The organism is Pseudomonas fluorescens (genome assembly GCF_900636825.1).
Taxonomy (GTDB): Bacteria; Pseudomonadota; Gammaproteobacteria; order Pseudomonadales; family Pseudomonadaceae; genus Aquipseudomonas; species Aquipseudomonas fluorescens_BG.
Genome location: NZ_LR134318.1, coordinates 1,033,549 through 1,056,660 on the forward strand (window position 1 = coordinate 1,033,549; position 23,112 = coordinate 1,056,660).

Genomic DNA, 23,112 nt, shown 5'->3' on the forward strand with positions numbered 1-23,112 from the left:
ATGCAGGCCGTAGAAGTGAAGAGCTTCCTTGAAGGAAAGCTGCCCGGAACGTTGGTAGAAGTTGAAGGTGAAGGCTGCAACTTCCAGCTGAACGTGATTAGCGATGAACTGGCGGCCTTGAGCCCGGTGAAGCGTCAGCAGCAGGTCTATGCCCATTTGAACCCATGGATCACCGATGGCAGCATCCATGCGGTCACTATGAAATTTTTCAGCCGCGCGGCCTGGGCCGAGCGCACCTGAGCCCTAGGGCGTCGAGATACTAATGGATAAATTGATTATTACCGGTGGCGCTCGTCTTGATGGCGAGATCCGCATTTCCGGCGCGAAGAACTCCGCCCTGCCAATTCTGGCCGCCACGCTGCTGTGCGATGGCCCGGTGACCGTTGGCAACCTGCCGCACCTGCACGACATCACCACCATGATCGAGCTGTTCGGTCGCATGGGCATCGAACCGGTGATCGACGAGAAGCTCAGCGTCGAAATCGACCCGCGCACCATCAAGACCCTGATCGCACCGTACGAATTGGTGAAAACCATGCGTGCGTCGATTCTGGTGCTGGGCCCGATGGTTGCGCGTTTCGGTGAAGCCGAAGTCGCACTGCCTGGCGGTTGCGCCATCGGTTCGCGTCCGGTAGACCTGCACATCCGTGGCCTCGAAGCCATGGGCGCGGTCATCGACGTTGAAGGTGGCTACATCAAGGCCAAGGCGCCTGAAGGTGGCCTGCGCGGCGCGCACTTCTTCTTCGACACCGTCAGCGTGACTGGTACCGAGAACATCATGATGGCCGCTGCACTGGCCAAAGGTCGCAGCGTGTTGCAAAACGCCGCTCGCGAGCCGGAAGTGGTCGATCTGGCCAACTTCCTCAACGCTATGGGCGCGAAGGTTTCCGGTGCCGGCACCGACACCATCACCATCGACGGCGTCGAACGTCTGGGTTCGGCGTTCTATAAAGTCATGCCTGACCGTATCGAAACCGGCACTTATCTGGTCGCCGCTGCCGTGACCGGTGGCCGCGTGAAGGTCAAGGACACCGATCCGACCATCCTCGAAGCAGTGCTTGAAAAGCTCCGCGAAGCTGGTGCCGAAATCACCTGCGGCGAAGACTGGATCGAACTGAACATGCACGGCAAGCGCCCGAAAGCGGTAAACGTGCGCACCGCGCCGTACCCGGCGTTCCCGACCGACATGCAGGCGCAGTTCATCTCGCTCAACGCCATTGCCGAAGGCACTGGTGCGGTGATCGAGACGATCTTCGAAAACCGATTCATGCACGTCTACGAGCTGCACCGCATGGGCGCCAAGATCCAGGTTGAAGGCAACACTGCCATCGTCACCGGCACCGAAACCCTCAAGGGCGCGCCAGTGATGGCTACCGACCTGCGTGCTTCGGCCAGTCTGGTGATCTCGGCGCTGGTTGCCGAAGGCGACACCCTCATCGATCGCATCTACCACATAGACCGTGGCTACGAGTGCATCGAAGAAAAACTGCAGATGCTGGGCGCCAAGATCCGTCGCGTTCCGGGCTGATTGCTGCATTCGGACACACGGACGTGTCCATTGAATTCGTTTCGAGTCGAGGGTGTACGCACCCTCGATGTGTGTCCGGCGCCGATTGCGACCGGACATGAGTACCTTGATAAGGACTGACGTTTCCCATGTTGACCATCGCACTGTCCAAGGGCCGCATCCTTGACGATACCCTGCCGCTTCTCGCCGAAGCGGGCATTGTGCCGACCGAGAATCCGGACAAGAGCCGCAAGCTGATCATCCCCACGACCCAGGACGACGTTCGTCTGCTGATCGTGCGCGCCACCGACGTGCCGACGTACGTTGAACATGGCGCGGCCGACCTCGGCGTGGCCGGTAAAGACGTGCTGATGGAATACACAGGCCAAGGCCTCTACGAGCCGCTGGATCTGCAGATCGCCCAGTGCAAACTCATGACCGCCGGCAAGATCGGTGCGGCCGAGCCCAAGGGCCGCCTGCGCGTGGCGACCAAGTTCGTCAATGTCGCCAAGCGTTACTACGCCGAGCAGGGCCGTCAGGTCGACATCATCAAGCTCTATGGTTCGATGGAACTGGCGCCGCTGATCGGTCTCGCCGACAAGATCATCGACGTGGTCGATACCGGCAACACGCTGCGCGCCAACGGCCTGGAACCCCAGGAACTGATCGCTACGATCAGCTCGCGTCTGGTGGTCAACAAGGCTTCGATGAAAATGCAACACGCCCGTATCCAGGCGTTGATCGACACCCTGCGCAATGCAGTAGAGTCTCGACACCGCGGCTGATTTACCTGCGCGACCCGAGGTCGCGCCGTCTATCCGCCTCATAGCCAGAATTCTCAGGTGCCCAAGCGGATCGAATGATAGTTTCGGGCGCCTGAGTTTTTGCCAATTCCTATGAGGCTCTCGCTATGACCGCACCGACTGCAATTCGCCGACTCAACGCTGCTGATCCGGATTTCGCGCATCATCTGGATCATCTGCTGAGCTGGGAAAGTGTGTCTGACGACTCGGTCAATCAGCGCGTGCTGGACATCATCAAAGCTGTACGCGAGCGCGGTGACGCGGCGCTGGTCGAGTTCACCCAGAAATTCGACGGCCTCGAAGTGGCGTCGATGGCTGACCTCATCCTCCCGCGCGAGCGTCTGGAACTGGCTCTGACCCGCATCACCGTGGCCCAGCGTGAAGCGTTGGAAAAAGCTGCGGCGCGGGTGCGCAGTTACCACGAGAAACAGAAGCAGGATTCCTGGAGCTACACCGAGGCTGACGGCACGGTGCTGGGCCAGAAGGTCACGCCGCTGGATCGCGCAGGCCTGTATGTGCCGGGCGGCAAGGCTTCGTATCCGTCATCAGTGTTGATGAATGCGATTCCGGCCAAGGTTGCCGGCGTGACCGAAGTGGTCATGGTCGTACCGACGCCGCGCGGTGAAATCAATGAACTGGTGCTGGCCGCCGCGTGCATCGCTGGAGTTGATCGCGTTTTCACCATCGGTGGCGCGCAAGCCGTCGCGGCTTTGGCTTACGGCACCGAAAGCGTGCCGAAAGTCGACAAAGTGGTCGGCCCGGGCAACATCTATGTCGCCACCGCCAAGCGCCACGTGTTCGGTCAGGTCGGCATCGACATGATCGCCGGCCCTTCGGAAATCCTCGTGGTCTGCGACGGTCAGACCGATCCGGACTGGATCGCCATGGACCTGTTCTCGCAAGCCGAACACGACGAAGACGCGCAGGCGATCCTGGTCAGCCCGGATGCTGAATTCCTCGACAAGGTCGCCGCAAGCATCGACAAACTGCTGCCGACCATGGACCGCGCGACCATCATTGAAACGTCGATCAATGGCCGTGCCGCGCTGATTCAGGTGCGAGATATGGCGCAGGCGATCGAAGTCGCCAACCGTATTGCCCCGGAACACCTGGAGCTGTCGGTCGCCGACCCGCAAGCGTGGCTGCCACAGATCCGCCACGCCGGTGCGATCTTCATGGGCCGCCACACCTCGGAAGCGCTGGGTGATTATTGCGCAGGCCCGAACCACGTGTTGCCGACCTCCGGCACGGCTCGTTTCTCGTCGCCGCTGGGCGTGTACGACTTTCAGAAGCGTTCGTCGATCATCTTCTGCTCCGAGGCCGGTGCTTCCGAGTTGGGGAAAACGGCATCGGTCCTGGCCCGTGGCGAATCGCTGAGCGCTCATGCGCGCAGCGCTGAATACCGCATCAAAGACGAAGACTTTCTGAAAGGGCAGGGGGAATGACCATGAGTAAATTCTGGAGTCCGTTCGTCAAGGATCTGGTGCCCTACGTGCCGGGTGAGCAGCCGAAGCTGACCAAACTGGTCAAGCTCAACACCAACGAAAACCCGTACGGCCCATCGCCCAAAGCTTTGGCGGCGATGCAAGTTGAGCTCAACGACAACCTGCGCCTGTACCCGGACCCGAACAGTGATCTGCTGAAAAACGCCGTGGCCAAATACTACGGTGTGCAGACCAGTCAGGTGTTCCTCGGCAACGGTTCGGACGAAGTGCTCGCGCACATTTTTCACGGCCTGCTGCAACACGATCAGCCGCTGTTGTTCCCGGACATCAGCTACAGCTTCTATCCGGTGTACTGCGGGTTGTACGGGATAGAATTCGACGCAGTGCCGCTGGACGCGCAGTTCCAGATTGATCCAGCGGACTACGCCAAGCCGAACGGCGGGATCATTTTCCCCAACCCGAACGCCCCGACCGGTTGCCTGCTGGCGCTGGATGCGGTCGAGCAAATCCTCAAGGCCAGCCCGGATTCGGTGGTGGTGGTAGACGAGGCGTACATTGATTTCGGCGGGGAAACCGCAATCAGTCTGGTGGATCGTTATCCGAACCTGCTGGTGACCCAGACCCTGTCCAAGTCGCGCTCGCTGGCCGGCCTGCGCGTGGGTCTGGCGGTTGGGCATCCGGACCTGATCGAGGCGCTTGAGCGGATCAAGAACAGCTTCAACTCTTATCCACTGGATCGGCTGGCAATTGTCGGCGCGGCGGCGGCGTTTGAAGATCGTGAGTATTTCGACAAAACGTGCCGTTTGGTCATCGAGAGCCGCGAATGGGTGATTGCGCAATTGCAGGCGAAAGGCTTTGAAGTACTGCCGTCAGCGGCGAATTTCATTTTTGCGCGGCATCCGCAGCATGACGCGGCTGGGTTGGCGGCCAAATTGCGCGAGCAGGGTGTGATCGTGCGTCACTTCAAACAGCAACGGATTGCGCAGTTCTTGCGGATCTCGATTGGTACGCCGGAGCAGAATCAGGCGTTGATCGAAGGCCTCGGCGACCTCTAAAAGCAACAGCCCCTCACCCTAGCCCTCTCCCTCCGGGAGAGGGGACTGGATGGGGAATATTGCAGAGGTTCGCCGACTCGAACGATTTGTATTGAATCCATAATCGACTCGGTCTTTCAGGTCGATGTATCCCGCAAGACATCTCGGTCGGCTTGCTCTCCCAAAGGGAGAGGGGACTGAATGGGGGATATTGCAGAGTTTCGCCGACTTGAACGATTTGTATTGAATCCGTAATCGACTCGGTCTTGCAGGTCGATGTATCCCGCAAGACGCCTCGGTCGGCTCCCTCTCCCTCCGGGAGAGGGCTGGGGTGAGGGTGTGCTTTTACTCGTGATGTGGTTCACCGAGGAAGGTCAGTGATGTGAACAACCCGCGACTATTCACATCAGGGCTGTCCTTAACCGGCACCTCAACCTGCGCCGCGATCACATTCAAGCCCTCATTCCTCACCAGCACCTGCGCACGCCCATCCTTGTCGGTCTCGGTGCTCAGGGTGTTCGGCGAACTGCGATAGTCGCCGTACAACTTCACCCCCGCCACGGGCTTGCCATCGAGCAAAACCCGCACCGGCATTGACTTGCCAGGCCCGACAGTCAGCGGATCGACCTCCGGCACAATCAGCAGCTTGATCTGATCGAGCTTGGGCAATTTCGCCCCCGGCTGATAGATCGCCAGACTGTATTTGAACGTCTCGGTCGCCTCGATAGCCCCGGGGACCTTACTGCGGCCTTCGTTGATCCATTTCTTGTCAGCCGTCTGCGACCACATGCCGTTGTTCAGCGCCAGGGCCATCACCGCTGGCGCCTTCAACGGTTTCAGTCGTGCGTGATCCGATAGGCGCTCGACGCTGACCGGAATCATTTTGCCGCCTGCGTCATACGCCCAGGCACCACTGATTTTCTGCGCCTTGAACGCGTTGTCTTCGGCGCCGTGGCCGTAAACCACTTCAATGTTGCCGCGTCGCTCCTCGGTCCACAGGCCGTGGGCCGATACCTGGCCGGCGAAGAGTGCTGCGAAGAGCAATAGAGATTTGCGGTATTGCATGGTGGACATCCTTTTACAGGTTGAGTGTCAGGCTGACGGTGAAATTGCGCGGCTCGCCGGGGTTGACCCAGTAGTTGCTGTAGGAGCGCTCGTAATACTTTTCGTCGAAGAGATTGTTCAGGTTGAGGCCGACCGTGACGTTGTCGCTGGCCTTGTAATGCGCGAGCAGGTCGACGGTGTGATAGGCCGGCAACTCGAAGTCGCTGCCGGATTCGCCCGAACGATCACCGACGTAGGTGAACGCCGCGCCAACGTCCGAGCCGCGCAAACGCCCATCCTGAAATTCATAAACGCCGAGCAGACTGCCACTGCGTTTGGCCACGCCGAGGATGCGGCTGCCGGTGGGAATGGTCGCGTCGCCTTGGGTCACTTCAGCGTCGATGTAGGCGAAGGCGCCGATGACCCGCACCGCATCGCTCAGCTGACCGGTCACTTGCCAATCGAAACCCTGGCTGCGCGCCTTGCCCATGGCGCGGCTGGTGTCGGTGCCCGGATCGAGGGCGAGGACGTTTTCCTTGTCGATGTGGAAGAAGGCGAGAGTGCTGCTCAGGCGTTCGTCGAACAGCTCGTTCTTGATGCCGACTTCGTAACCGACGCCTTCTTCCGGGTCGAAGGATTTGCCGGAGGCATCGAGGCCGTTGTTCGGTTTGAACGAGGTCGAAGCGTTGGCGAAGAGCCCGGTGTTCGGCGTCAGTTGATAGAGAAGGCCGGCGCGCTGGGTGAGTGCGTCATGGCGCTGCTGGCTTTTGGCGTTACGGCTGTGGTCATCGATACGCTGATCGAAATGCTCGAAGCGCGCGCCAACCATGCTGCGCAATTTGTCGGTGAAGATGATCTGGTCTTGCAGGTTCAGCGCGTGGCTTTCGACGTGTTCGAAGAAGTCAGTGCCCGAGCGAGTGCCGTTGGGTTTTGGCTGACCGTAGATCGGCTTATAGATGTCGATGGCGTAGGGGCCGCCGGCGATGGTGGTAACGCGCTCGTCCTTGCGGTAATTCTCGTACTCGCTGCCTATCAGCAATTCATGCTGCCACGGCCCGAGGTCGAACAACCCGCGCAGTTCCAGTTGGGTAATGCTGTCGTGCCAGTTCGTGTCGCGCTCACGCAAGCGACGATTGACGGTATGTCCGTCGGCAGTCAACGGTCGCGCTTCGGACGCGTCGCCCCAAAGCTTGCCTTCCTTGTAATGACTGGCCAGGCGCAGTTTCCAGCTGTCATTGAGGTGGTGCTCGAGGGTGGCTTGCAGCAAGTTGTTGTGGTTGTCGATGTTGCCGTCGTTGGGTTCACCGAGGAAGGTCGAACGCGACACGCCGCTCCATTTATTGTTCGGCGCCACCACGCCGCGATCGAACGTGGAGTTGTGCCGGACGATTTCGCTTTCTACCAACAGCGACGTGTCCGGGTTCAGTTGCCAACTGATCGAAGGCGCGACGAATACTCGCTGGCTGTCGACGTGATCGCGAAAACTGTTGTTGTCTTCCACGGCGAGATTGATCCGTGAAAGCACGTCGCCCTGTTCATCGAGAGGCGTATTGACGTCCAGCGCGGTGCGATAGCGATCCCAACTGCCGGCGCTGGTTTGCAGGGCGGTGAACGCTTCCGGCTGCGGCTTTTTCGTGACGATGTTCACCGTACCGCCAGGGTCGCCGCGGCCGTACAGGCTGGCGGCCGGACCTTTGAGTACTTCGATGCGCTCGATGTTTGCCGCGTCCGGTGTGCTCGGATAACCGCGATTGGCGCTGAAACCGTCTTTATAGAATTCCGAGGTGGTGAAGCCGCGCACGCTGTATTCGTACAGAGTCAGGCCGCCGAAGTTGTTTTGTTTGGACACGCCCCCGGCAAAATCCAGCGCACGTTCGACGCTGCTGCTGCCCAGATCCGTAAGCACGCTGGCCGGAACCACGCTGATGGCTTGCGGGATATCGCGGATCGCCGTATCGGTTTTGGTCGCGCTGGAGGAGCGCGTGGCACGGTAGCCGCTGACCGGGCCAGTCGGCGATTCGTAGTCGGAGATGACGCTGATGGCGTCGAGTTCGAGCGGTTCGGGTTCGTCGGCGAAGGCGTGGTCAACCAGCAAACCGAGAGTCAGGCCCAGTACTGAAGCCTTTGTTCGAGACGACATGTTATGTTGTTCCAATTGCGAGAATTGAAACAATATAACATGCCCGTTGAGAATGTCTGTTATTCGCGCCGTTGGCGCGAAAACATTTTTACTCGGCTTTTTCTTTCACCGGCGCAGGCGGCGGACGCAGGCCGATTTCAGCGGAAAGCTTCAACTCCTTGCCATTACGCATCACTTGAATGGTGACCTTGTCGGTCGGTTTGATCCGCGCCACCTGATTCATTGAGCGGCGACCATCGCCGGCCGGTTCGCCATCGATGCTCAGAATCACGTCGCCCAATTGCAGGCCGGCCTTCTGCGCCGGGCCATCACGGAAAATCCCCGCGACGACAATCCCCGGCCGCCCGGACAAACCGAACGACTCGGCCAGTTCCTGAGTCAGCGGTTGCACTTCAATGCCCAGCCAGCCGCGAATCACCTGGCCGTGTTCGATGATCGACTTCATCACTTCCATTGCCAGTTTCACCGGAATCGCAAAACCGATGCCTTGCGAACCGCCGGACTTGGAAAAGATTGCAGTGTTGATGCCGGTCAGGTTGCCGTTGGCATCGACCAGCGCACCGCCGGAGTTACCCGGGTTGATCGCCGCGTCGGTCTGGATGAAGTCTTCGTAGTTGTTCAGGCCCAGTTGGTTGCGGCCGGTGGCGCTGATGATGCCCATGGTCACGGTCTGGCCGACGCCGAACGGGTTGCCGATTGCCAGCGCGACGTCGCCGATGCGGATATTGTCGGAGCGCCCGATGGTGATGGCTGGCAGGTTTTTCAGATCGATCTTCAGAACGGCGAGGTCGGTTTCCGGGTCGCTGCCAATCACTCGGGCCAGGGTTTCGCGGCCGTCCTTCAGGGCGACAACAATCTGATCGGCACCGCTGGTGACGTGGTTGTTGGTCAGAATGTAGCCTTCCGGACTCATGATCACGCCGGAACCGAGGCTTGATTCCATGCGTTTCTGCTTCGGCGAGTTGTCGCCGAAGAAGCGCCGGAATTGTGGATCCTCAAAAAGCGGATGCGCCGGTTTGTTGATGACTTTGGTGGTGTACAGGTTGACCACCGAAGGCGCGGCGATGGTCACCGCATCGGCGTAGGACACCGGGCCTTGCTGCACGGTGGTGGTTTGCGGGGCCTGTTGCAGGTTGACGTCGAGGCTCGGCAGGCCGACCCACTCGGGGTAACGCTGAATAATCAACAGAGCGATCAGCACACCGGCCAACAGCGGCCAGCCCATAAAACGTAGCGCCTTGAACATTAAGCACGTCCTGGAAAAGTTGCAGGCGAGGTCAGACCGCCCATAATGTCGCGCATTATACGAGGCCGCGCGCGCCTCTGAACGGGATATTTAGGAGTCTTTCATGGCCGTTGCCCTCAGCACCCTCGTCGAAGAAGCCGACCGTTACCTGGGCAGTGCGAAAATCGCCGATTATTGCCCCAACGGATTGCAGGTCGAAGGGCGTCCACAGGTGATGCGCATCGTCAGTGGCGTCACCGCCAGCCAGGCGTTGCTCGACGCTGCCGTCGAGGCCGAAGCCGATCTGATTCTGGTCCACCATGGATATTTCTGGAAAGGCGAAAACCCTTGCGTCACCGGCATGAAGCAGCGTCGCCTGAAGACCCTGCTCAAGCACGACATCAGTCTGCTGGCCTATCACTTGCCGCTGGATTTGCATCCGGAGGTTGGCAATAACGTGCAACTGGCGCGTCAGCTCGATATCACTGTCGAAGGCCCGCTGGACCCGAGCAACCCGAAAATCGTCGGCCTGGTCGGATCGTTGAACGAACCGCTGACCGCGCGGGATTTCGCGCGCAAGGTACAGGAAGTCATGGGTCGTGAACCGCTGCTGATCGAAGGCAGCGGCATGATCCGCCGCGTCGGCTGGTGCACCGGGGGTGGTCAGGGTTACATCGATCAGGGCGTGGCGGCGGGTGTCGACTTGTTCATCAGTGGCGAGGCGTCCGAGCAGACGTTCCACAGTGCGCGGGAGAACGACATCAGCTTCATCGCCGCCGGCCACCACGCCACAGAACGCTACGGCGTACAGGCGCTGGGCGATTACCTGGCAAAACGTTTTGCCCTCGAACATATCTTCATCGACATCTCGAACCCTATCTGACACGCCATTCCCTGTGTAGGAGCTGCCGAAGGCTGCGATCTTTTGATCTTGATCTTCAAAAACAAAATCAAAAGATCGCAGCCTTCGGCAGCTCCTACATGGGCTTTTGGCGCCCAAACGAGTGGGCATATTCATATACCCTTTCGATCTAGTTGGCGTCCTGATTAGAAGAGGTCGCTGTGCTAGGATTCCTCGCTCGAACACGGCCCGCTGGCCGTTCATAAGAAAGCTTTCGTGAGTAGCCATGGTCGACAAACTGACGCATCTGAAACAGCTGGAGGCGGAAAGCATCCACATCATCCGCGAGGTGGCCGCCGAGTTCGATAACCCGGTGATGCTGTACTCCATCGGTAAAGACTCCGCCGTGATGCTGCACCTGGCACGCAAGGCGTTCTTCCCGGGCAAACTGCCGTTTCCGGTGATGCACGTCGACACCCGGTGGAAATTCCAGGAGATGTACAAGTTCCGCGACAAGATGGTCGAAGAACTGGGCCTGGACCTCATCACTCACATCAACCCCGATGGCGTGGCGCAGAACATCAACCCGTTCACCCACGGCAGCGCCAAGCACACCGACATCATGAAAACCGAGGGCCTGAAACAGGCACTCGACAAGCATGGTTTCGACGCAGCATTCGGCGGCGCCCGTCGCGACGAAGAGAAGTCCCGCGCCAAAGAGCGCGTGTACTCGTTCCGCGACAGCAAGCACCGCTGGGACCCGAAGAACCAGCGTCCCGAGCTGTGGAACGTCTACAACGGCAAGGTCAACAAGGGCGAATCCATCCGTGTGTTCCCGTTGTCGAACTGGACCGAGCTGGACATCTGGCAATACATCTACCTCGAAGGCATCCCGATTGTGCCGCTGTACTTTGCCGCCGAGCGCGAAGTGATCGAGAAGAACGGCACGCTGATCATGATCGACGACGAGCGCATCCTTGAGCACCTGTCCGATGAAGACAAAGCGCGCATTGTCAAAAAGAAAGTGCGTTTCCGTACCCTTGGCTGCTACCCGTTGACGGGTGCGGTGGAGTCCGAGGCAGAAAGCCTCACGGACATCATCCAGGAAATGCTCCTGACGCGAACTTCCGAGCGCCAGGGCCGGGTCATCGACCACGATGGCGCAGGCTCGATGGAAGATAAAAAACGTCAAGGCTACTTTTAAGCTTCGAGTTACAAGCGGCAAGCTGCAAGTTAAAGGCGGTATGAGTAGCTTTGCAGGTTGGCGCTTGCAGCCGGTTGCTGCGGGCCGGAATCGGATGACTCGTAATGGATTTCGAGAGACTGGTTGTATGGCAGCGAAGCAAATGTCTGGCGGTGAGGATTTTCAAAGAGTTTGCGCGGTGCGGGGATTTTGGATTCAAGGATCAGATCACCCGTTCTGCACTTTCAGTGCCTTCCAATATCGCTGAAGGCATGGAGCGTCGGAGTTGCAAAGAAAAGGTTCATTTTCTTTGGATTGCGAAAGCTTCTTGTGGAGAGCTGCGCACCCAGATCCTGATAGGCCGAGATATCGCTTACATCGCAGAACCACTGGCTGAAAATTGGATTATGGAGACCCGAGAGCTTTCTAGGATGCTGGTTGGGTTGATCAACAAAATTTCTGACTAGCTGTACGCCGACAAGCTTGCCGCTTGAAGCTTACAGCTTGGAGCTTGAATGCAATGAGCCATGTTTCTGATTTGATCAGCGAGGACATCCTCGCCTACCTGGGCCAGCACGAACGTAAAGAGCTGCTGCGCTTTTTGACTTGCGGTAACGTCGATGACGGCAAGAGCACGCTGATCGGGCGCCTGCTGCACGACTCGAAGATGATCTATGAAGATCACCTCGAAGCGATCACCCGCGACTCGAAAAAAGTCGGCACCACCGGGGACGACATCGACCTGGCACTGCTGGTCGATGGCCTGCAGGCCGAGCGTGAGCAGGGCATCACCATTGATGTTGCTTACCGCTATTTCTCTACCGCCAAACGCAAATTCATCATCGCCGACACTCCCGGCCATGAGCAGTACACCCGCAACATGGCCACCGGTGCGTCCACCTGTGACCTGGCGATCATTCTGGTCGACGCCCGTTACGGCGTGCAGACCCAGACCCGTCGCCACAGCTTCATCGCTTCCCTGCTGGGCATCAAACACATTGTCGTCGCCATCAACAAGATGGACTTGAAGGACTTCGACGAAGGCGTGTTCGAGTCGATCAAGGCTGACTACCTGAAGTTCGCTGAAGGCTTGAAAATGAAGCCGACCAGCATGCACTTCGTGCCGATGTCTGCCCTTAAAGGCGACAACGTGGTCAACAAGTCCGAGCGCTCGCCTTGGTACAAAGGCCAGTCGCTGATGGAAATTCTCGAGACCGTGGAAGTCGCCGGCGATCGCAACTTCACCGACCTGCGTTTCCCGGTGCAGTACGTCAACCGTCCGAACCTGAACTTCCGTGGTTTTGCCGGCACGCTGGCCAGCGGCATCGTGCACAAGGGTGACGAAGTCGTGGTGCTGCCGTCGGGCAAGAGCAGCCGCGTGAAGTCCATCGTCACTTTCGAAGGTGAACTGGAACATGCAGGGCCGGGTCAAGCGGTGACGCTGACCATGGAAGACGAAATCGACATCTCCCGTGGCGACCTGCTGGTCCATGCCGACAACGTGCCGCCGGTCACCGACAGCTTCGAAGCGATGCTGGTGTGGATGGCTGAAGAGCCGATGCTGCCGGGCAAGAAATACGACATCAAACGCGCCACCAGTTATGTGCCGGGCTCGATCGCGAGCATCGTCAACAAGGTCGACGTGAACACGTTGGAAGAAGGCCCGGCGAGTGCGTTGCAGCTTAACGAAATCGGCAAGGTGAAAATCGCGCTCGACGCGCCGATCGCCCTCGACGGTTACGAAAGCAACCGCACCACTGGCGCGTTCATCGTCATTGATCGTCTGACCAATGGCACCGTTGGCGCTGGCATGATCGTCGCGCAGCCGGTGACCCATGGCACCGCCACACACCACGGCAAACTGGCGCACGTTGCGACTGAAGAACGCGCCCAGCGCTTCGGCCAGCAACCGGCCACCGTGTTGTTCAGCGGTCTGTCGGGAGCGGGCAAGAGCACGCTGGCTTACGCGGTCGAGCGCAAGCTGTTCGACATGGGTCGTGCGGTGTTCGTGCTCGATGGCCAGAACCTGCGTCACGACCTCAACAAAGGTCTGCCACAGGATCGTGCCGGGCGTACCGAGAACTGGCGTCGTGCCGCGCATGTGGCGCGTCAGTTCAACGAGGCGGGTCTGCTGACACTGGCCGCGTTCGTTGCGCCGAGTGCCGAAGGCCGCGAGCAGGCGAAGGATCTGATCGGCAAGGATCGTCTGCTGACAGTCTACGTGCAGGCTTCGCCGACCGTGTGCGCCGAGCGTGATCCGCAAGGTCTGTACGCTGCTGGCGGCGACAACATCCCGGGCGAATCCTTCCCGTACGACGTGCCGCTGAATGCCGATCTGGTGATCGACACGCAAGCGCTGAGTCTGGAAGAGAGCGTCAAGCAAGTGCTGGAATTGCTGCGTCAGCGTGGCGCCATTTAAGCGGTAAAGCAGCGGCAAGCTTTTAGCTTCGAGCGGCAAGAAAAAGCCCGCCGATGAGCAATCATCGGCGGGCTTTTTTGTGCCTTTGAAAAGTCAAAAAATTGCAGCCTTCGGCAGCTCCTACAGGAAGTTCACCGATCCAATGTAGGAGCTGCCGAAGGCTGCGATCTTTTGATCTTCAACGCTTTGGATACTCGTGGTGCAGCTGTTCCAGCAACGCATCCTTGTCCAGCCACAGCTGGTTGATCCAGCCCTGAAACTGCAGGCGATATTCGCCATCCTGATCGTAGTTCTTGCCGATGAAGGCCGGCGGGATCTTCAGCTCTTCAAAATGCACCACCACATCGCGCACATTGCCGCTGAGCAAATCCCAGAAACCCGGACGGCCGGCCGGGTAATGAATTGTCACGTTGACGATCGACTCCAGCTGCTCGCCCATCGCATCCAGCACAAAAGCAATCCCGCCAGCCTTGGGCTTGAGCAGATATTTGAAGGGTGATTGCTGCTGCGCATGCTTGCCTTCGGTGAAGCGCGTGCCTTCGACGAAGTTGAAAATTCCCACCGGGTTATGGCGAAACTTCGCGCAAGTCTTGCGAGTGGTTTCGAGGTCTTTGCCTTTCTTCTCCGGGTGCTTTTCCAGATACGCCTTGGAGTAGCGCTTCATGAACGGAAAGCCCAGCGCCCACCACGCCAAACCGATCACTGGCACCCAGATCAGCTCCTGCTTGAGGAAGAACTTCAGCGGTTGAATCTTGCGGTTGAGCACGTATTGCAAAACCAGAATATCGACCCAGCTCTGGTGGTTGCTGGTGATCAGGTACGAGTGCTGATAGTCGAGGCCTTGCAGGCCGCTCACGTGCCAACGGGTGCGGCGCACCAGGTTCATCCAGCCCTTGTTATTGCTGATCCACGCTTCGTGGGTGTGGCTCATCAGCCAGGCGGCGATGCGCTGGGTCAAGGCAAACGGCAGGGCCTTGACCAGCGCCACGCAGAACAGAAACGAGCAGAGCAGGATCGTATTGAGCGCCAACAGCAGCGAGGCGATCACGCCGCGCACGGGTGCAGGTAGAAAATCCAGCATTTACACATCCATAGGTCGGTTGGCGGCTTGAATCGCGGTGAGCGCGATGGTGTAGACGATGTCATCGACTTGCGCACCGCGCGGCAGGTCATTGACCGGTTTGCGCAGGCCTTGCAGCATCGGCCCGAGGCTGACGCAATCGGCACTGCGCTGCACGGCTTTATGCGTGGTGTTGCCGGTGTTCAGGTCGGGGAACACAAAGACCGTGGCGCGCCCGGCCACCTGGCTGTTCGGCGCCAGTTGTCGGGCGACTTCGGCGTTGGCAGCGGCGTCGTATTGCAGCGGACCGTCGATCAGCAACGAATGTTGTTGTTCATGGGCGAGCAGGGTGGCCTCGCGAACTTTTTCCACCTCTTCGCCTGTGGCCGATTCGCCGCTGGAATAACTGATCATTGCCACCCGTGGGGTGATGCCGAATGCCGCCGCCGAGTCGGCACTTTGCAGAGCAATCTCCGCCAGTTCTGTGGCGCTCGGATGCGGGTTCATCACGCAGTCGCCGTACACCAGCACTTCTTCCGGAAACAGCATGAAAAACACTGACGACACCAGCGTGCAACCCGGCGCTGTCTTGATCAGTTGCAGAGCCGGGCGGATGGTGTTTGCAGTGGTATTGATAACCCCGGACACCAGGCCGTCGACTTCATCCAGCGCAAGCATCATGGTGCCGATCACCACGGTGTCTTCCAGTTGCTGCTCGGCCATCGGCGCATTGAGACTCTTGGTTTTGCGCAGCGCAACCATCGGCTCGACGTAGCGCTCGCGGATCAGGTCCGGATCAAGAATCTCCAGCCCCGGCGGCAACACGATGCCCTGGGCGCGAGCGACGGCTTCGACGTCTTCCGGTTTGGCCAGCAACACGCAACGGGCGATCCCGCGTTCCTGGCAGATCGCCGCCGCTTGGACGGTGAACGGCTCGCTGCCTTCGGGCAAGACGATGCGCTTGTTCGCCGCTTGTGCGCGCTGAATCAATTGATAACGGAACACCGCTGGCGACAGGCGCATTTCCCGCGGTGTGCCGCAGCGCTGGTGAAGCCATTTGGCGTCGAGGTGGCTGGCAACGAAATCGGTGATGATTTCCGCACGCTCGCGGTCATCAATGGGGATTTCCTTGTTCAGACCATTGAGCAGGTTGGCGGTGTCGTAGGAACCGGTGCTCACCGACAATACCGGCAAACCGGCCTGCAACGCCCCACGGCACAGATCCATGATGCGCGGGTCGGGCAGGGTGTCGCTGGTCAGCAGCAGGCCGGCCAAAGGTACGCCGTTGATCGCAGCGAGGCTGACGGCGAGGATGATGTCATCGCGATCCCCCGGCGTTACCACCAGCACGCCGGGCTTGAGCAACTCGACGGTGTTGCGCATCGTGCGTGCGCAAATGATGATTTTGCTCATCCGGCGGGTTTCGTAATCACCGGCATTGAGTACTTGCGCGCCCATCAGGTCGGCAACGTCGCGGGTGCGTGGTGCGTTGAGTTCCGGCTGGTATGGAATGCAGCCGAGCAGGCGGAAATCACCGCTGCGCAACAATGGCGAATGCTCCTTCAGACGCGTGGCGAAGACGTCCATGCTCTCATCGGTTTTGACCTTGTTGAGGATCACACCAAGGACTTTCGGGTCTTTCGGGCCGCCGAACAATTGCGCCTGCAACTCGACCCGGCCGGACAGCTCCGCAAGCACTTCGTTTTCCGGCGCCGAGACCAGAATCACCTCGGCATCAAGGCTTTTGGCCAAGTGCAGATTGACCCGCGCGGCATAGCTGGCGCTGCGCGTCGGCACCATGCCTTCGACGACCAGCACGTCTTTGCCAATGGCGGCCTGTTGATACAGGGTGATGATTTCTTCGAGCAACTCGTCGAGTTGCCCGTCGCCGAGCATGCGCTCAACGTGGGCCAGGCCCAGCGGCTGGGGCGGTTTGAGGCCATGGGTGCGCGCCACCAGTTCGGTAGAGCGCTCAGGGCCGGTGTCACCCGGATGCGGTTGGGCGATCGGCTTGAAGAAGCCGACTTTCAGCCCGGCTCGCTCAAGCGTACGCACCAGCCCGAGGCTGATGGAGGTCAGACCCACACCAAAATCGGTGGGTGCGATAAAAAAAGTTTGCATGGGAATTCTCTATGCAAGGGTGCAGGCCCATGTCTGGCCGACTACTGAAATTCAGTCGCCAAGGTTATCGCTAACCGGGCCTTGTGCGCACCAACCGCAGGCAAAGGGTTGACCTGTTTTTTCAATACGTTGCGCCGCATCCATGACCCAGGCGCGGGATTGCCACGGCGGCTGATGGCGTAGATGCTGGGTGTGGCCACAGGAAAGCTCGACGACCCAATGGCCCTCTTCATCCTGATGGAAGCCTGTGATCGTCGAAACCCGTTTGTCCGGGTTGTGTTCGCTTTCGCGCGATTGCTTCGCTAAACTTGGCCTTTCTATATTCTTCTGCAAAAGGTCTCGCCCCATGCTGATCGCCGCCAATAAGGCTGTCTCCATCGACTATACCCTGACCAACGACGCTGGTGAGGTCATCGACAGCTCCGCCGGCGGCGCTCCGCTGGTTTACCTGCAAGGCGCAGGCAACATCATCCCGGGCCTGGAAAAAGCTCTGGAAGGCAAAGCGGTCGGTGACGAACTGCAAGTTGCCGTTGAACCGGAAGACGCTTACGGCGAATACGCCGCCGAGCTGGTCAGCACCCTGAGCCGCAGCATGTTCGAAGGCGTTGACGAGCTGGAAGTCGGCATGCAGTTCCACGCTTCGGCGCCGGACGGCCAGATGCAGATCGTCACCATTCGTGACCTGGACGGCGACGACGTAACTGTCGACGGCAACCACCCACTGGCTGGTCAGCGTCTGAACTTCCAAGTGAAGATCGTTGATATCCGTGATGCCAGCCAGGAAGAAATCGCTCATGGTCACGTCCATGGCGAAGGTGGCCATCACCACTGATTTTCTGCGCTAAGCTTCGAGTACTGGAGAGGCGCCTGTGGGCGCCTTTTTAGTCCGCGGCTGTCCTTGGTGGCCTCGCCAAGTGGCTGTTTCGAGTAGAACACCGGAATCCTGGAGTACGTCATGAGTGCTTTTCACGACCTTAAGTTGACAGCCCTGGATGGTCAGGAGCTACCGCTGGCGCCGTTCAAGGGCCAAGTCGTGCTGGTGGTCAACGTCGCCTCCAAATGCGGCTTGACCCCTCAGTACGCGGCACTGGAAAACCTCTATCAGCAGTTCAAAGACAAAGGCTTCAGCGTGCTGGGCCTGCCGTGCAACCAGTTTGCCGGTCAGGAACCAGGCTCGGAAAAAGAAATCCAGGAATTCTGCAGCCTCAATTATGGCGTGACGTTTCCGCTGGCGAGCAAACTGGAAGTCAACGGTCACGAACGGCATCAGTTGTACCGCTTGCTGGCGGGCGAGGGCGCCGAGTTTCCCGGTGATATCACCTGGAATTTCGAGAAATTCCTGCTCGGCAAGGATGGCCGGGTGCTGGCGCGGTTCTCGCCGCGTACGGCGCCGGATGATCCGACTGTGATTGCCGCGATCGAAAAAGCGCTGAGCTGATCAAGCAAGATCAAAAGATCGCAGCCTTCGGCAGCTCCTACAGGTGACCTCAAACCCCGTGTAGGAGCTGCCGAAGGCTGCGATCTTTGCTTTTCAAGCTTTTAATCCTCAATCACCCAAATCAATAGTGCTGTTCAAAGGGCTCGCGCCTCCATATTATCGTCGTCATAAAGTCATCTCTGTGGAGCCTCTCGATGCCCGTTCAAGCCTTGTTCAAACCGTTCCACCTCGGTTCCCTCGAATTGCCGACCCGTGTGGTCATGGCGCCAATGACCCGCTCGTTCTCCCCAGGCGGCGTGCCCAATTCCAAAGTCATCGAATACTACCGCCGTCGCGCGGCCGCGGGCGTTGGTTTGATCATCACCGAAGGCACCACTGTCGATCATATTGCCTCCAACGGTTACCCGAACGTGCCGCAATTTTTCGGTGACGCGCCACTGGCCGGCTGGAAGAAAGTCGTCGACGCCGTACACGCCGAAGGCGGCAAGATCGTCCCGCAACTGTGGCACGTCGGCAGCGTCCGCCGCATCGGCACCGAGCCGGACGCCAGCGTGCCGGGTTATGGGCCGTCGGAAAAACTCAAGGACGGTCAGGTCGTGGTTCACGGCATGACCAAACAGGACATTCAGGATGTAATCGCCGCGTTCGCCCAGGCTGCGAAGGACGCGCAGAGCATCGGCATGGATGGCGTGGAAATCCACGGCGCCCACGGTTATCTGGTCGACCAGTTCTTCTGGGAAGGCAGCAACCAGCGCACCGACGAATACGGCGGTAGCCTGGCCAATCGTTCGCGTTTCGCCATCGAATTGATTCAAGCGGTGCGCGCGGCGGTCGGCGAAGGTTTCCCGATCATCTTCCGGTTCTCGCAATGGAAGCAGCAGGATTACACCGCACGCTTGGTGCAAACCCCCGAAGCGCTGGGTGAGTTTCTCAAGCCGCTATCGGACGCCGGCGTGGATATTTTCCACTGCTCGACGCGGCGTTTCTGGGAGCCGGAATTCGACGGCTCTGAGCTGAACCTGGCCGGCTGGACGCGCAAGCTGACTGGCAAGCCGACCATCACCGTTGGTAGCGTGGGCCTCGACGGCGAGTTCCTGCAGTTCATGGTCAACACCGACAAGGTTGCCCAGCCGGCCAGTCTGGAAAACCTGCTGGAGCGCCTGAATAAAGAGGAGTTCGATCTCGTGGCCGTGGGCCGTGCACTATTGGTCGATCCGGACTGGGCGCAGAAAGTCCGCGAGGGGCGAGAGCAGGATATTCTGCCGTTCAGCCGTGAGGCGTTGATGACGCTGGTTTAAATGTAGTACTCGCGGACGCTATCGCTGGCAAGCCAGCTCCCACAGGTTTCTCTGGTGTTCACAAAAGCTGTGTTCACCGCAGATCACCGTGGGAGCTGGCTTGCCAGCGATGGCGGCTTCAAAGTCAGCAATTGTTCAAGGTAATGTCTGCGCATTCGGGACAACCAACTCCCCCACACAAGCCCCACGCAAATGGCTCTCAAACTGCTCGATAACCGCCGCCCATCCCTGGCGACTCGCGTGTTGCCGCGCATTCAGCCGCACACAGCGTAATCTTTCATCCTCTTCCAATAACCACACCGCCGCCTCGCAGAACGCCTGTTCATCACCCGGCATCGCCAACACGCCGCTGTAGCCGTGGCGAATGTGCTGCGCCGCCGCTGCCTGATCGTAAGCCACCACGCCCAGCCCGGAAGCCAACGCCTCCAGCACCACATTGCCGAACGTCTCAGTCATGCTTGGGAACAGAAACAGATCACCGGACGCATAATGCGCGGCTAACGTCTCGCCCCGCTGGGCGCCGCAGAAAATCGCTTCAGGCATTTCCTTTTCCAGCGCCAGCCGTTGCGGCCCGTCGCCGACCACGATCAGTTTCAGATTGCGCTGTGGATAAGTGCTGCGCAGCGTTTCAAAGCTGCGCTTGAGCAAGGGCAGATTTTTCTCCGGTGCGAGGCGTCCTACGTGAATCACGGCAATGTCGCGCTCGCTCAAACCCCATTGCTCGCGCAGTGCACTCAGCCGTTTGCTTGGGTGAAACAATTGGCTGTCCACTCCGCGCGACAACAACGCCAGCCGCTCGAAATGCCGCCGTTCCAGCTCCAGGTGCTGGCTGAGGCTGGGCACGAGGGTCATCGCCGAGCGGTTGTGAAACCAGCGCAAGTAATGGGTGAGCATCCGCGTCAGCAGGCCGAAACCGTACTGACTGGTGTATTGCTGAAAGTTGGTATGAAAGCCGCTCACCACGGCAATTTTCAAGCGCCGCGCTGCGCGTAACGCCGACAACCCCAGCGGCCCTTCGGTGGCGATGTACAGTACATCGGGACGCTGGCGTTTCCAGCGGCGCAGCAGTTTGTGCATTGACGACTGCCCCCATTGCAGCCCCGGATACCCCGGCAACGGCCAGCCACGACACAGCAACACGGCGTCATCTTCACTGCGCTGCGGATCAATCGCCTGACGCGGGCGCACCAGATCCACTTCATGCCCGCGCGCGCGCAAGCCATCGCACAAGCGGCCAAGGGTGTTGGCCACGCCGTTGATTTCCGGTGGGAAGGTTTCGCTGATGAGGGTGATGCGCAGAGCTGTCGTCATGGCCTCAGTGTCGACTGAGGCCGTGTCGTCGTTATGACGCTCGGATGATGGATTTGTGACGCGCTCAGCGCTCGATCAACAGGTTCTCGGCGCCACGCTCACGTACCCAGAATAACGTCGCCCCGGCCACCGCAGCCGGCATCATCAGGATGTTGACCACCGGAATCAGCAGCACCAGATAGACGATCCCGCCAAAACTCATGCTCTGCCAGCGCTTTTGACGCAACCAGGCGAGCATCTCGTTCCAGCCGAGTTTGTGGTTGTCCGCCGGGTAGTCGATGTACTGGATCGCCATCATCCACACGCCGAACAAAAGCCACAGCGGCGCGGCGACGATATTCACTACCGGGATGAACGAGAGGATAAACAAACCGATGGCACGGGGCAGGAAGTAGCCCAGCTTGCGCATTTCCCGGGCAAAAGTACGCGGAACCATTGCGATCAATTCGCCCCAGCTGAAGGCCGGGAAGTCATCCGTGCCACGCACCACCACCTCGACTTTTTCCGCGAGGAAACCGTTGAACGGCGCGGCGATGACATTGGCGAGCAGGGTGAAGGTAAAAAACACCATCAGCGCCACTAGCACCACGAATAATGGCCAGAGGATGTAACTCAGGAAACTCAGCCATTCAGGCAGCGATGGCATCAGGGTATCGACCCACAGGCTGAACTGGTAGCCGGCCAGATAGATCAAACCGACGAACAGCACCAGGTTGATCGCCAGCGGCAGCAACACGAACAGGCGCAGGCCGGGACTCAAGACCAGTTTGAGACCTTCACGCAGGTATTGCGGGCCGGACAGAACAGGGGCGGGCATAAGGTGCTCCGAACAAGGGAAAACGCGCCGACCTTACCGACTTTGCCACGGCGGCGAAAGCGCAGCAGAGCGATCGACATTCACTGTAACAAAGACGTCCAGCTCGTCAGTGTCTGGGCATAGAAGCCACCTATGAGCTGGATTGTTAAACCGTATTTCCTTAATCTTGCCCCCCTCGATACGCTGCACCCAACTTTTTACAGGACTGTCGAGTTCAAGCCTTCCCCAAGGTTTCCACGGTCCTTTTTTATTCCCGCCGGCAGTCCGGCGATCCGAGCCCGTTTTTCGGCCCGGTCAACAGGAGCAGGTCATGTCTGAAGTCCGTCATTCGCGAGTGATTATTCTCGGTTCCGGCCCTGCCGGTTACAGCGCTGCGGTATATGCGGCCCGTGCCAACCTCAAGCCACTGCTGATCACCGGCATGCAGGCTGGCGGTCAGCTGACCACCACCACCGAAGTCGACAACTGGCCGGGCGACGTGCACGGCCTGACCGGTCCAGTGCTGATGGAGCGGATGCGCGAGCACGCCGAGCGCTTTGAAACCGAAATCGTCTTCGACCACATCAACGCTGTGGACTTCGCGGCCAAGCCGTACACCCTGACCGGCGACAGCGCCGTGTACACCTGTGACGCGCTGATCATCGCCACCGGCGCCAGCGCTCGCTACCTTGGCCTGCCTTCGGAAGAAGCGTTCATGGGCAAAGGCGTGTCGGCCTGCGCCACTTGCGACGGTTTCTTCTACCGTAACAAACCAGTCGCCGTGGTTGGCGGTGGCAACACCGCCGTCGAAGAAGCGCTGTACCTGGCGAACATCGCCAGCACCGTGACCCTGATCCACCGCCGCGAAACCTTCCGCGCCGAGAAGATCCTGATCGACAAGCTCAACGCCCGTGTAGCCGAAGGCAAGATCATCCTCAAGTTGAACGCCAACCTCGACGAAGTCCTGGGCGACAACATGGGCGTGACCGGTGCGCGCTTGCGCAACAACGATGGCAGCTTCGACGAAATCAAAGTCGACGGTGTGTTCATCGCCATCGGCCACACCCCGAACACTTCGCTGTTCGAAGGCCAGTTGACCCTCAAAGACGGTTACCTGGTGGTACACGGCGGTCGTGAAGGCAACGCCACCGCGACCAGCGTTGAAGGCATCTTCGCCGCCGGTGACGTGGCTGACCACGTTTACCGTCAAGCCATCACCTCGGCCGGCGCCGGCTGCATGGCGGCACTGGACACCGAGCGTTACCTGGATGGTCTGCAGAACGCTTCGTTCTAAATCGCAGACACAAAAAAACCGGCCAGATTGGCCGGTTTTTTTTGCAAATCAAAAGATCGCAGCCTGCGGCAGCTCCTACAAGGGTTTGATCGTTCCCACGCTCTGCGTGGGAATGCCTCATCTGGACGCTCTGCGCCCGTTGGGACGCGGAGC

21 protein-coding genes are annotated in these 23,112 nt (G+C 59.3%); 13 read left to right on the top strand and 8 right to left on the bottom strand.

Translation table 11 applies throughout. The annotated features are described in order from the left end of the window. The 5 genes from EL257_RS04650 (at position 1) to hisC (ending at position 4,810) form a co-directional block, all read left to right on the top strand. Positions 1-240, top strand: coding sequence for a BolA family protein (locus EL257_RS04650; RefSeq protein WP_016771670.1), 240 nt, complete (start codon positions 1-3; stop codon positions 238-240). Between the two features lie 22 nt (positions 241-262). Further along, a complete protein-coding gene (gene murA, locus EL257_RS04655) occupies positions 263-1,528 on the top strand; it encodes a UDP-N-acetylglucosamine 1-carboxyvinyltransferase (RefSeq protein WP_126360229.1) in 1,266 nt (421 codons plus the stop codon). Between the two features lie 128 nt (positions 1,529-1,656). Next, on the top strand, positions 1,657-2,292 hold the full coding sequence (gene hisG, locus EL257_RS04660) for an ATP phosphoribosyltransferase (RefSeq protein WP_007967226.1): 636 nt from the start codon (positions 1,657-1,659) through the stop codon (positions 2,290-2,292). A gap of 125 nt (positions 2,293-2,417) precedes the next feature. Then, positions 2,418-3,755, top strand: coding sequence for a histidinol dehydrogenase (hisD, locus tag EL257_RS04665; RefSeq protein ID WP_126360232.1), 1,338 nt, complete (start codon positions 2,418-2,420; stop codon positions 3,753-3,755). A gap of 2 nt (positions 3,756-3,757) precedes the next feature. Beyond that, positions 3,758-4,810, top strand: a complete 1,053-nt coding sequence (gene hisC, locus EL257_RS04670) for a histidinol-phosphate transaminase (protein WP_126360234.1) — start codon at positions 3,758-3,760, stop codon at positions 4,808-4,810. A gap of 324 nt (positions 4,811-5,134) precedes the next feature. On the opposite strand, the gene EL257_RS04675 is transcribed toward hisC, so the two are convergent. The 3 genes from EL257_RS04675 to algW all read right to left on the bottom strand — a co-directional run bounded on the left by EL257_RS04675 (position 5,135) and on the right by algW (position 9,219). Continuing rightward, the gene (locus tag EL257_RS04675) at positions 5,135-5,854 is read right to left on the bottom strand and encodes a DUF4198 domain-containing protein (protein ID WP_126360236.1); all 720 of its coding nucleotides are present in this window, start codon (positions 5,852-5,854) and stop codon (positions 5,135-5,137) included. Between the two features lie 13 nt (positions 5,855-5,867). After that, positions 5,868-7,973: a TonB-dependent siderophore receptor gene (locus EL257_RS04680; protein ID WP_126360238.1), complete on the bottom strand. Its 2,106-nt coding sequence runs from the start codon at positions 7,971-7,973 to the stop codon at positions 5,868-5,870. An 88-nt stretch (positions 7,974-8,061) separates the two neighbouring features. Next, positions 8,062-9,219: a Do family serine endopeptidase AlgW gene (gene algW, locus EL257_RS04685; RefSeq protein WP_126360240.1), complete on the bottom strand. Its 1,158-nt coding sequence runs from the start codon at positions 9,217-9,219 to the stop codon at positions 8,062-8,064. A gap of 103 nt (positions 9,220-9,322) precedes the next feature. Between algW and EL257_RS04690 the strand changes: the two genes are divergently transcribed. From EL257_RS04690 to cysN, 4 genes are all read left to right on the top strand, one after another. Then, positions 9,323-10,081, top strand: coding sequence for a Nif3-like dinuclear metal center hexameric protein (locus EL257_RS04690; protein WP_126360242.1), 759 nt, complete (start codon positions 9,323-9,325; stop codon positions 10,079-10,081). 244 nt (positions 10,082-10,325) lie between these two features. After that, the gene (cysD, locus tag EL257_RS04700; protein ID WP_007912374.1) at positions 10,326-11,243 is read left to right on the top strand and encodes a sulfate adenylyltransferase subunit CysD; all 918 of its coding nucleotides are present in this window, start codon (positions 10,326-10,328) and stop codon (positions 11,241-11,243) included. Between the two features lie 104 nt (positions 11,244-11,347). Continuing rightward, a complete protein-coding gene (locus EL257_RS04705; RefSeq protein ID WP_039759341.1) occupies positions 11,348-11,689 on the top strand; it encodes a four helix bundle protein in 342 nt (113 codons plus the stop codon). Between the two features lie 53 nt (positions 11,690-11,742). Beyond that, positions 11,743-13,641, top strand: a complete 1,899-nt coding sequence (gene cysN, locus EL257_RS04710; RefSeq protein ID WP_126360244.1) for a sulfate adenylyltransferase subunit CysN — start codon at positions 11,743-11,745, stop codon at positions 13,639-13,641. A gap of 178 nt (positions 13,642-13,819) precedes the next feature. On the opposite strand, the gene EL257_RS04715 is transcribed toward cysN, so the two are convergent. The 3 genes from EL257_RS04715 to EL257_RS04725 are packed head-to-tail and all read right to left on the bottom strand — an operon-like array spanning position 13,820 to position 17,200. Next, entirely contained in the window at positions 13,820-14,722 is a 903-nt protein-coding gene (locus tag EL257_RS04715; RefSeq protein WP_126360246.1) for an acyltransferase, read from the bottom strand. Continuing rightward, positions 14,723-16,822, bottom strand: a complete 2,100-nt coding sequence (gene pta, locus EL257_RS04720; RefSeq protein WP_126360248.1) for a phosphate acetyltransferase — start codon at positions 16,820-16,822, stop codon at positions 14,723-14,725. Positions 16,823-16,873: 51 nt separating this feature from the next. Then, on the bottom strand, positions 16,874-17,200 hold the full coding sequence (locus EL257_RS04725) for a DUF3565 domain-containing protein (RefSeq protein WP_126360250.1): 327 nt from the start codon (positions 17,198-17,200) through the stop codon (positions 16,874-16,876). Here EL257_RS04725 and EL257_RS04730 point away from each other — a divergent pair. The 3 genes from EL257_RS04730 (at position 17,169) to EL257_RS04740 (ending at position 19,558) form a co-directional block, all read left to right on the top strand. Then, on the top strand, positions 17,169-17,654 hold the full coding sequence (locus EL257_RS04730; RefSeq protein ID WP_101159261.1) for an FKBP-type peptidyl-prolyl cis-trans isomerase: 486 nt from the start codon (positions 17,169-17,171) through the stop codon (positions 17,652-17,654). The two genes, EL257_RS04725 and EL257_RS04730, sit on opposite strands and share 32 nt — an antisense overlap. Before the next feature lie 123 nt (positions 17,655-17,777). Beyond that, positions 17,778-18,260 (top strand): glutathione peroxidase, encoded by a 483-nt coding sequence (locus EL257_RS04735; protein WP_126360252.1) that lies wholly within the window; start codon positions 17,778-17,780, stop codon positions 18,258-18,260. A 194-nt stretch (positions 18,261-18,454) separates the two neighbouring features. Next, positions 18,455-19,558: an NADH:flavin oxidoreductase gene (locus EL257_RS04740; protein ID WP_126360254.1), complete on the top strand. Its 1,104-nt coding sequence runs from the start codon at positions 18,455-18,457 to the stop codon at positions 19,556-19,558. Between the two features lie 135 nt (positions 19,559-19,693). Here the strand turns inward: EL257_RS04740 and EL257_RS04745 are convergent, their stop codons facing one another. Next, positions 19,694-20,869 (bottom strand): glycosyltransferase family 4 protein, encoded by a 1,176-nt coding sequence (locus tag EL257_RS04745; protein ID WP_126360256.1) that lies wholly within the window; start codon positions 20,867-20,869, stop codon positions 19,694-19,696. Between the two features lie 64 nt (positions 20,870-20,933). Next, entirely contained in the window at positions 20,934-21,686 is a 753-nt protein-coding gene (gene cysZ, locus EL257_RS04750; RefSeq protein WP_126360258.1) for a sulfate transporter CysZ, read from the bottom strand. A gap of 310 nt (positions 21,687-21,996) precedes the next feature. On the opposite strand from cysZ, the gene trxB reads away from it, so the two are divergent. Further along, a complete protein-coding gene (gene trxB / locus EL257_RS04760) occupies positions 21,997-22,959 on the top strand; it encodes a thioredoxin-disulfide reductase (protein WP_126360259.1) in 963 nt (320 codons plus the stop codon). The last annotated feature ends 153 nt before the right edge of the window (positions 22,960-23,112 follow it).

Coding starts and splice junctions, on each gene's coding strand:
- algW (WP_126360240.1), bottom strand. CDS start 9,219: ATGTTCAAGGCGCTACGTTTTATGGGCTGGCCGCTGTTGGCCGGTGTG.
- EL257_RS04715 (WP_126360246.1), bottom strand. CDS start 14,722: ATGCTGGATTTTCTACCTGCACCCGTGCGCGGCGTGATCGCCTCGCTG.
- hisD (WP_126360232.1), top strand. CDS start 2,418: ATGACCGCACCGACTGCAATTCGCCGACTCAACGCTGCTGATCCGGAT.
- hisG (WP_007967226.1), top strand. CDS start 1,657: ATGTTGACCATCGCACTGTCCAAGGGCCGCATCCTTGACGATACCCTG.
- EL257_RS04690 (WP_126360242.1), top strand. CDS start 9,323: ATGGCCGTTGCCCTCAGCACCCTCGTCGAAGAAGCCGACCGTTACCTG.
- cysZ (WP_126360258.1), bottom strand. CDS start 21,686: ATGCCCGCCCCTGTTCTGTCCGGCCCGCAATACCTGCGTGAAGGTCTC.
- EL257_RS04740 (WP_126360254.1), top strand. CDS start 18,455: ATGCCCGTTCAAGCCTTGTTCAAACCGTTCCACCTCGGTTCCCTCGAA.
- EL257_RS04705 (WP_039759341.1), top strand. CDS start 11,348: ATGGATTTCGAGAGACTGGTTGTATGGCAGCGAAGCAAATGTCTGGCG.
- murA (WP_126360229.1), top strand. CDS start 263: ATGGATAAATTGATTATTACCGGTGGCGCTCGTCTTGATGGCGAGATC.
- EL257_RS04680 (WP_126360238.1), bottom strand. CDS start 7,973: ATGTCGTCTCGAACAAAGGCTTCAGTACTGGGCCTGACTCTCGGTTTG.
- hisC (WP_126360234.1), top strand. CDS start 3,758: ATGAGTAAATTCTGGAGTCCGTTCGTCAAGGATCTGGTGCCCTACGTG.
- EL257_RS04735 (WP_126360252.1), top strand. CDS start 17,778: ATGAGTGCTTTTCACGACCTTAAGTTGACAGCCCTGGATGGTCAGGAG.
- EL257_RS04730 (WP_101159261.1), top strand. CDS start 17,169: ATGCTGATCGCCGCCAATAAGGCTGTCTCCATCGACTATACCCTGACC.
- pta (WP_126360248.1), bottom strand. CDS start 16,822: ATGCAAACTTTTTTTATCGCACCCACCGATTTTGGTGTGGGTCTGACC.
- EL257_RS04675 (WP_126360236.1), bottom strand. CDS start 5,854: ATGCAATACCGCAAATCTCTATTGCTCTTCGCAGCACTCTTCGCCGGC.
- EL257_RS04725 (WP_126360250.1), bottom strand. CDS start 17,200: ATGGAGACAGCCTTATTGGCGGCGATCAGCATGGGGCGAGACCTTTTG.
- trxB (WP_126360259.1), top strand. CDS start 21,997: ATGTCTGAAGTCCGTCATTCGCGAGTGATTATTCTCGGTTCCGGCCCT.
- EL257_RS04650 (WP_016771670.1), top strand. CDS start 1: ATGCAGGCCGTAGAAGTGAAGAGCTTCCTTGAAGGAAAGCTGCCCGGA.
- cysN (WP_126360244.1), top strand. CDS start 11,743: ATGAGCCATGTTTCTGATTTGATCAGCGAGGACATCCTCGCCTACCTG.
- EL257_RS04745 (WP_126360256.1), bottom strand. CDS start 20,869: ATGACGACAGCTCTGCGCATCACCCTCATCAGCGAAACCTTCCCACCG.
- cysD (WP_007912374.1), top strand. CDS start 10,326: ATGGTCGACAAACTGACGCATCTGAAACAGCTGGAGGCGGAAAGCATC.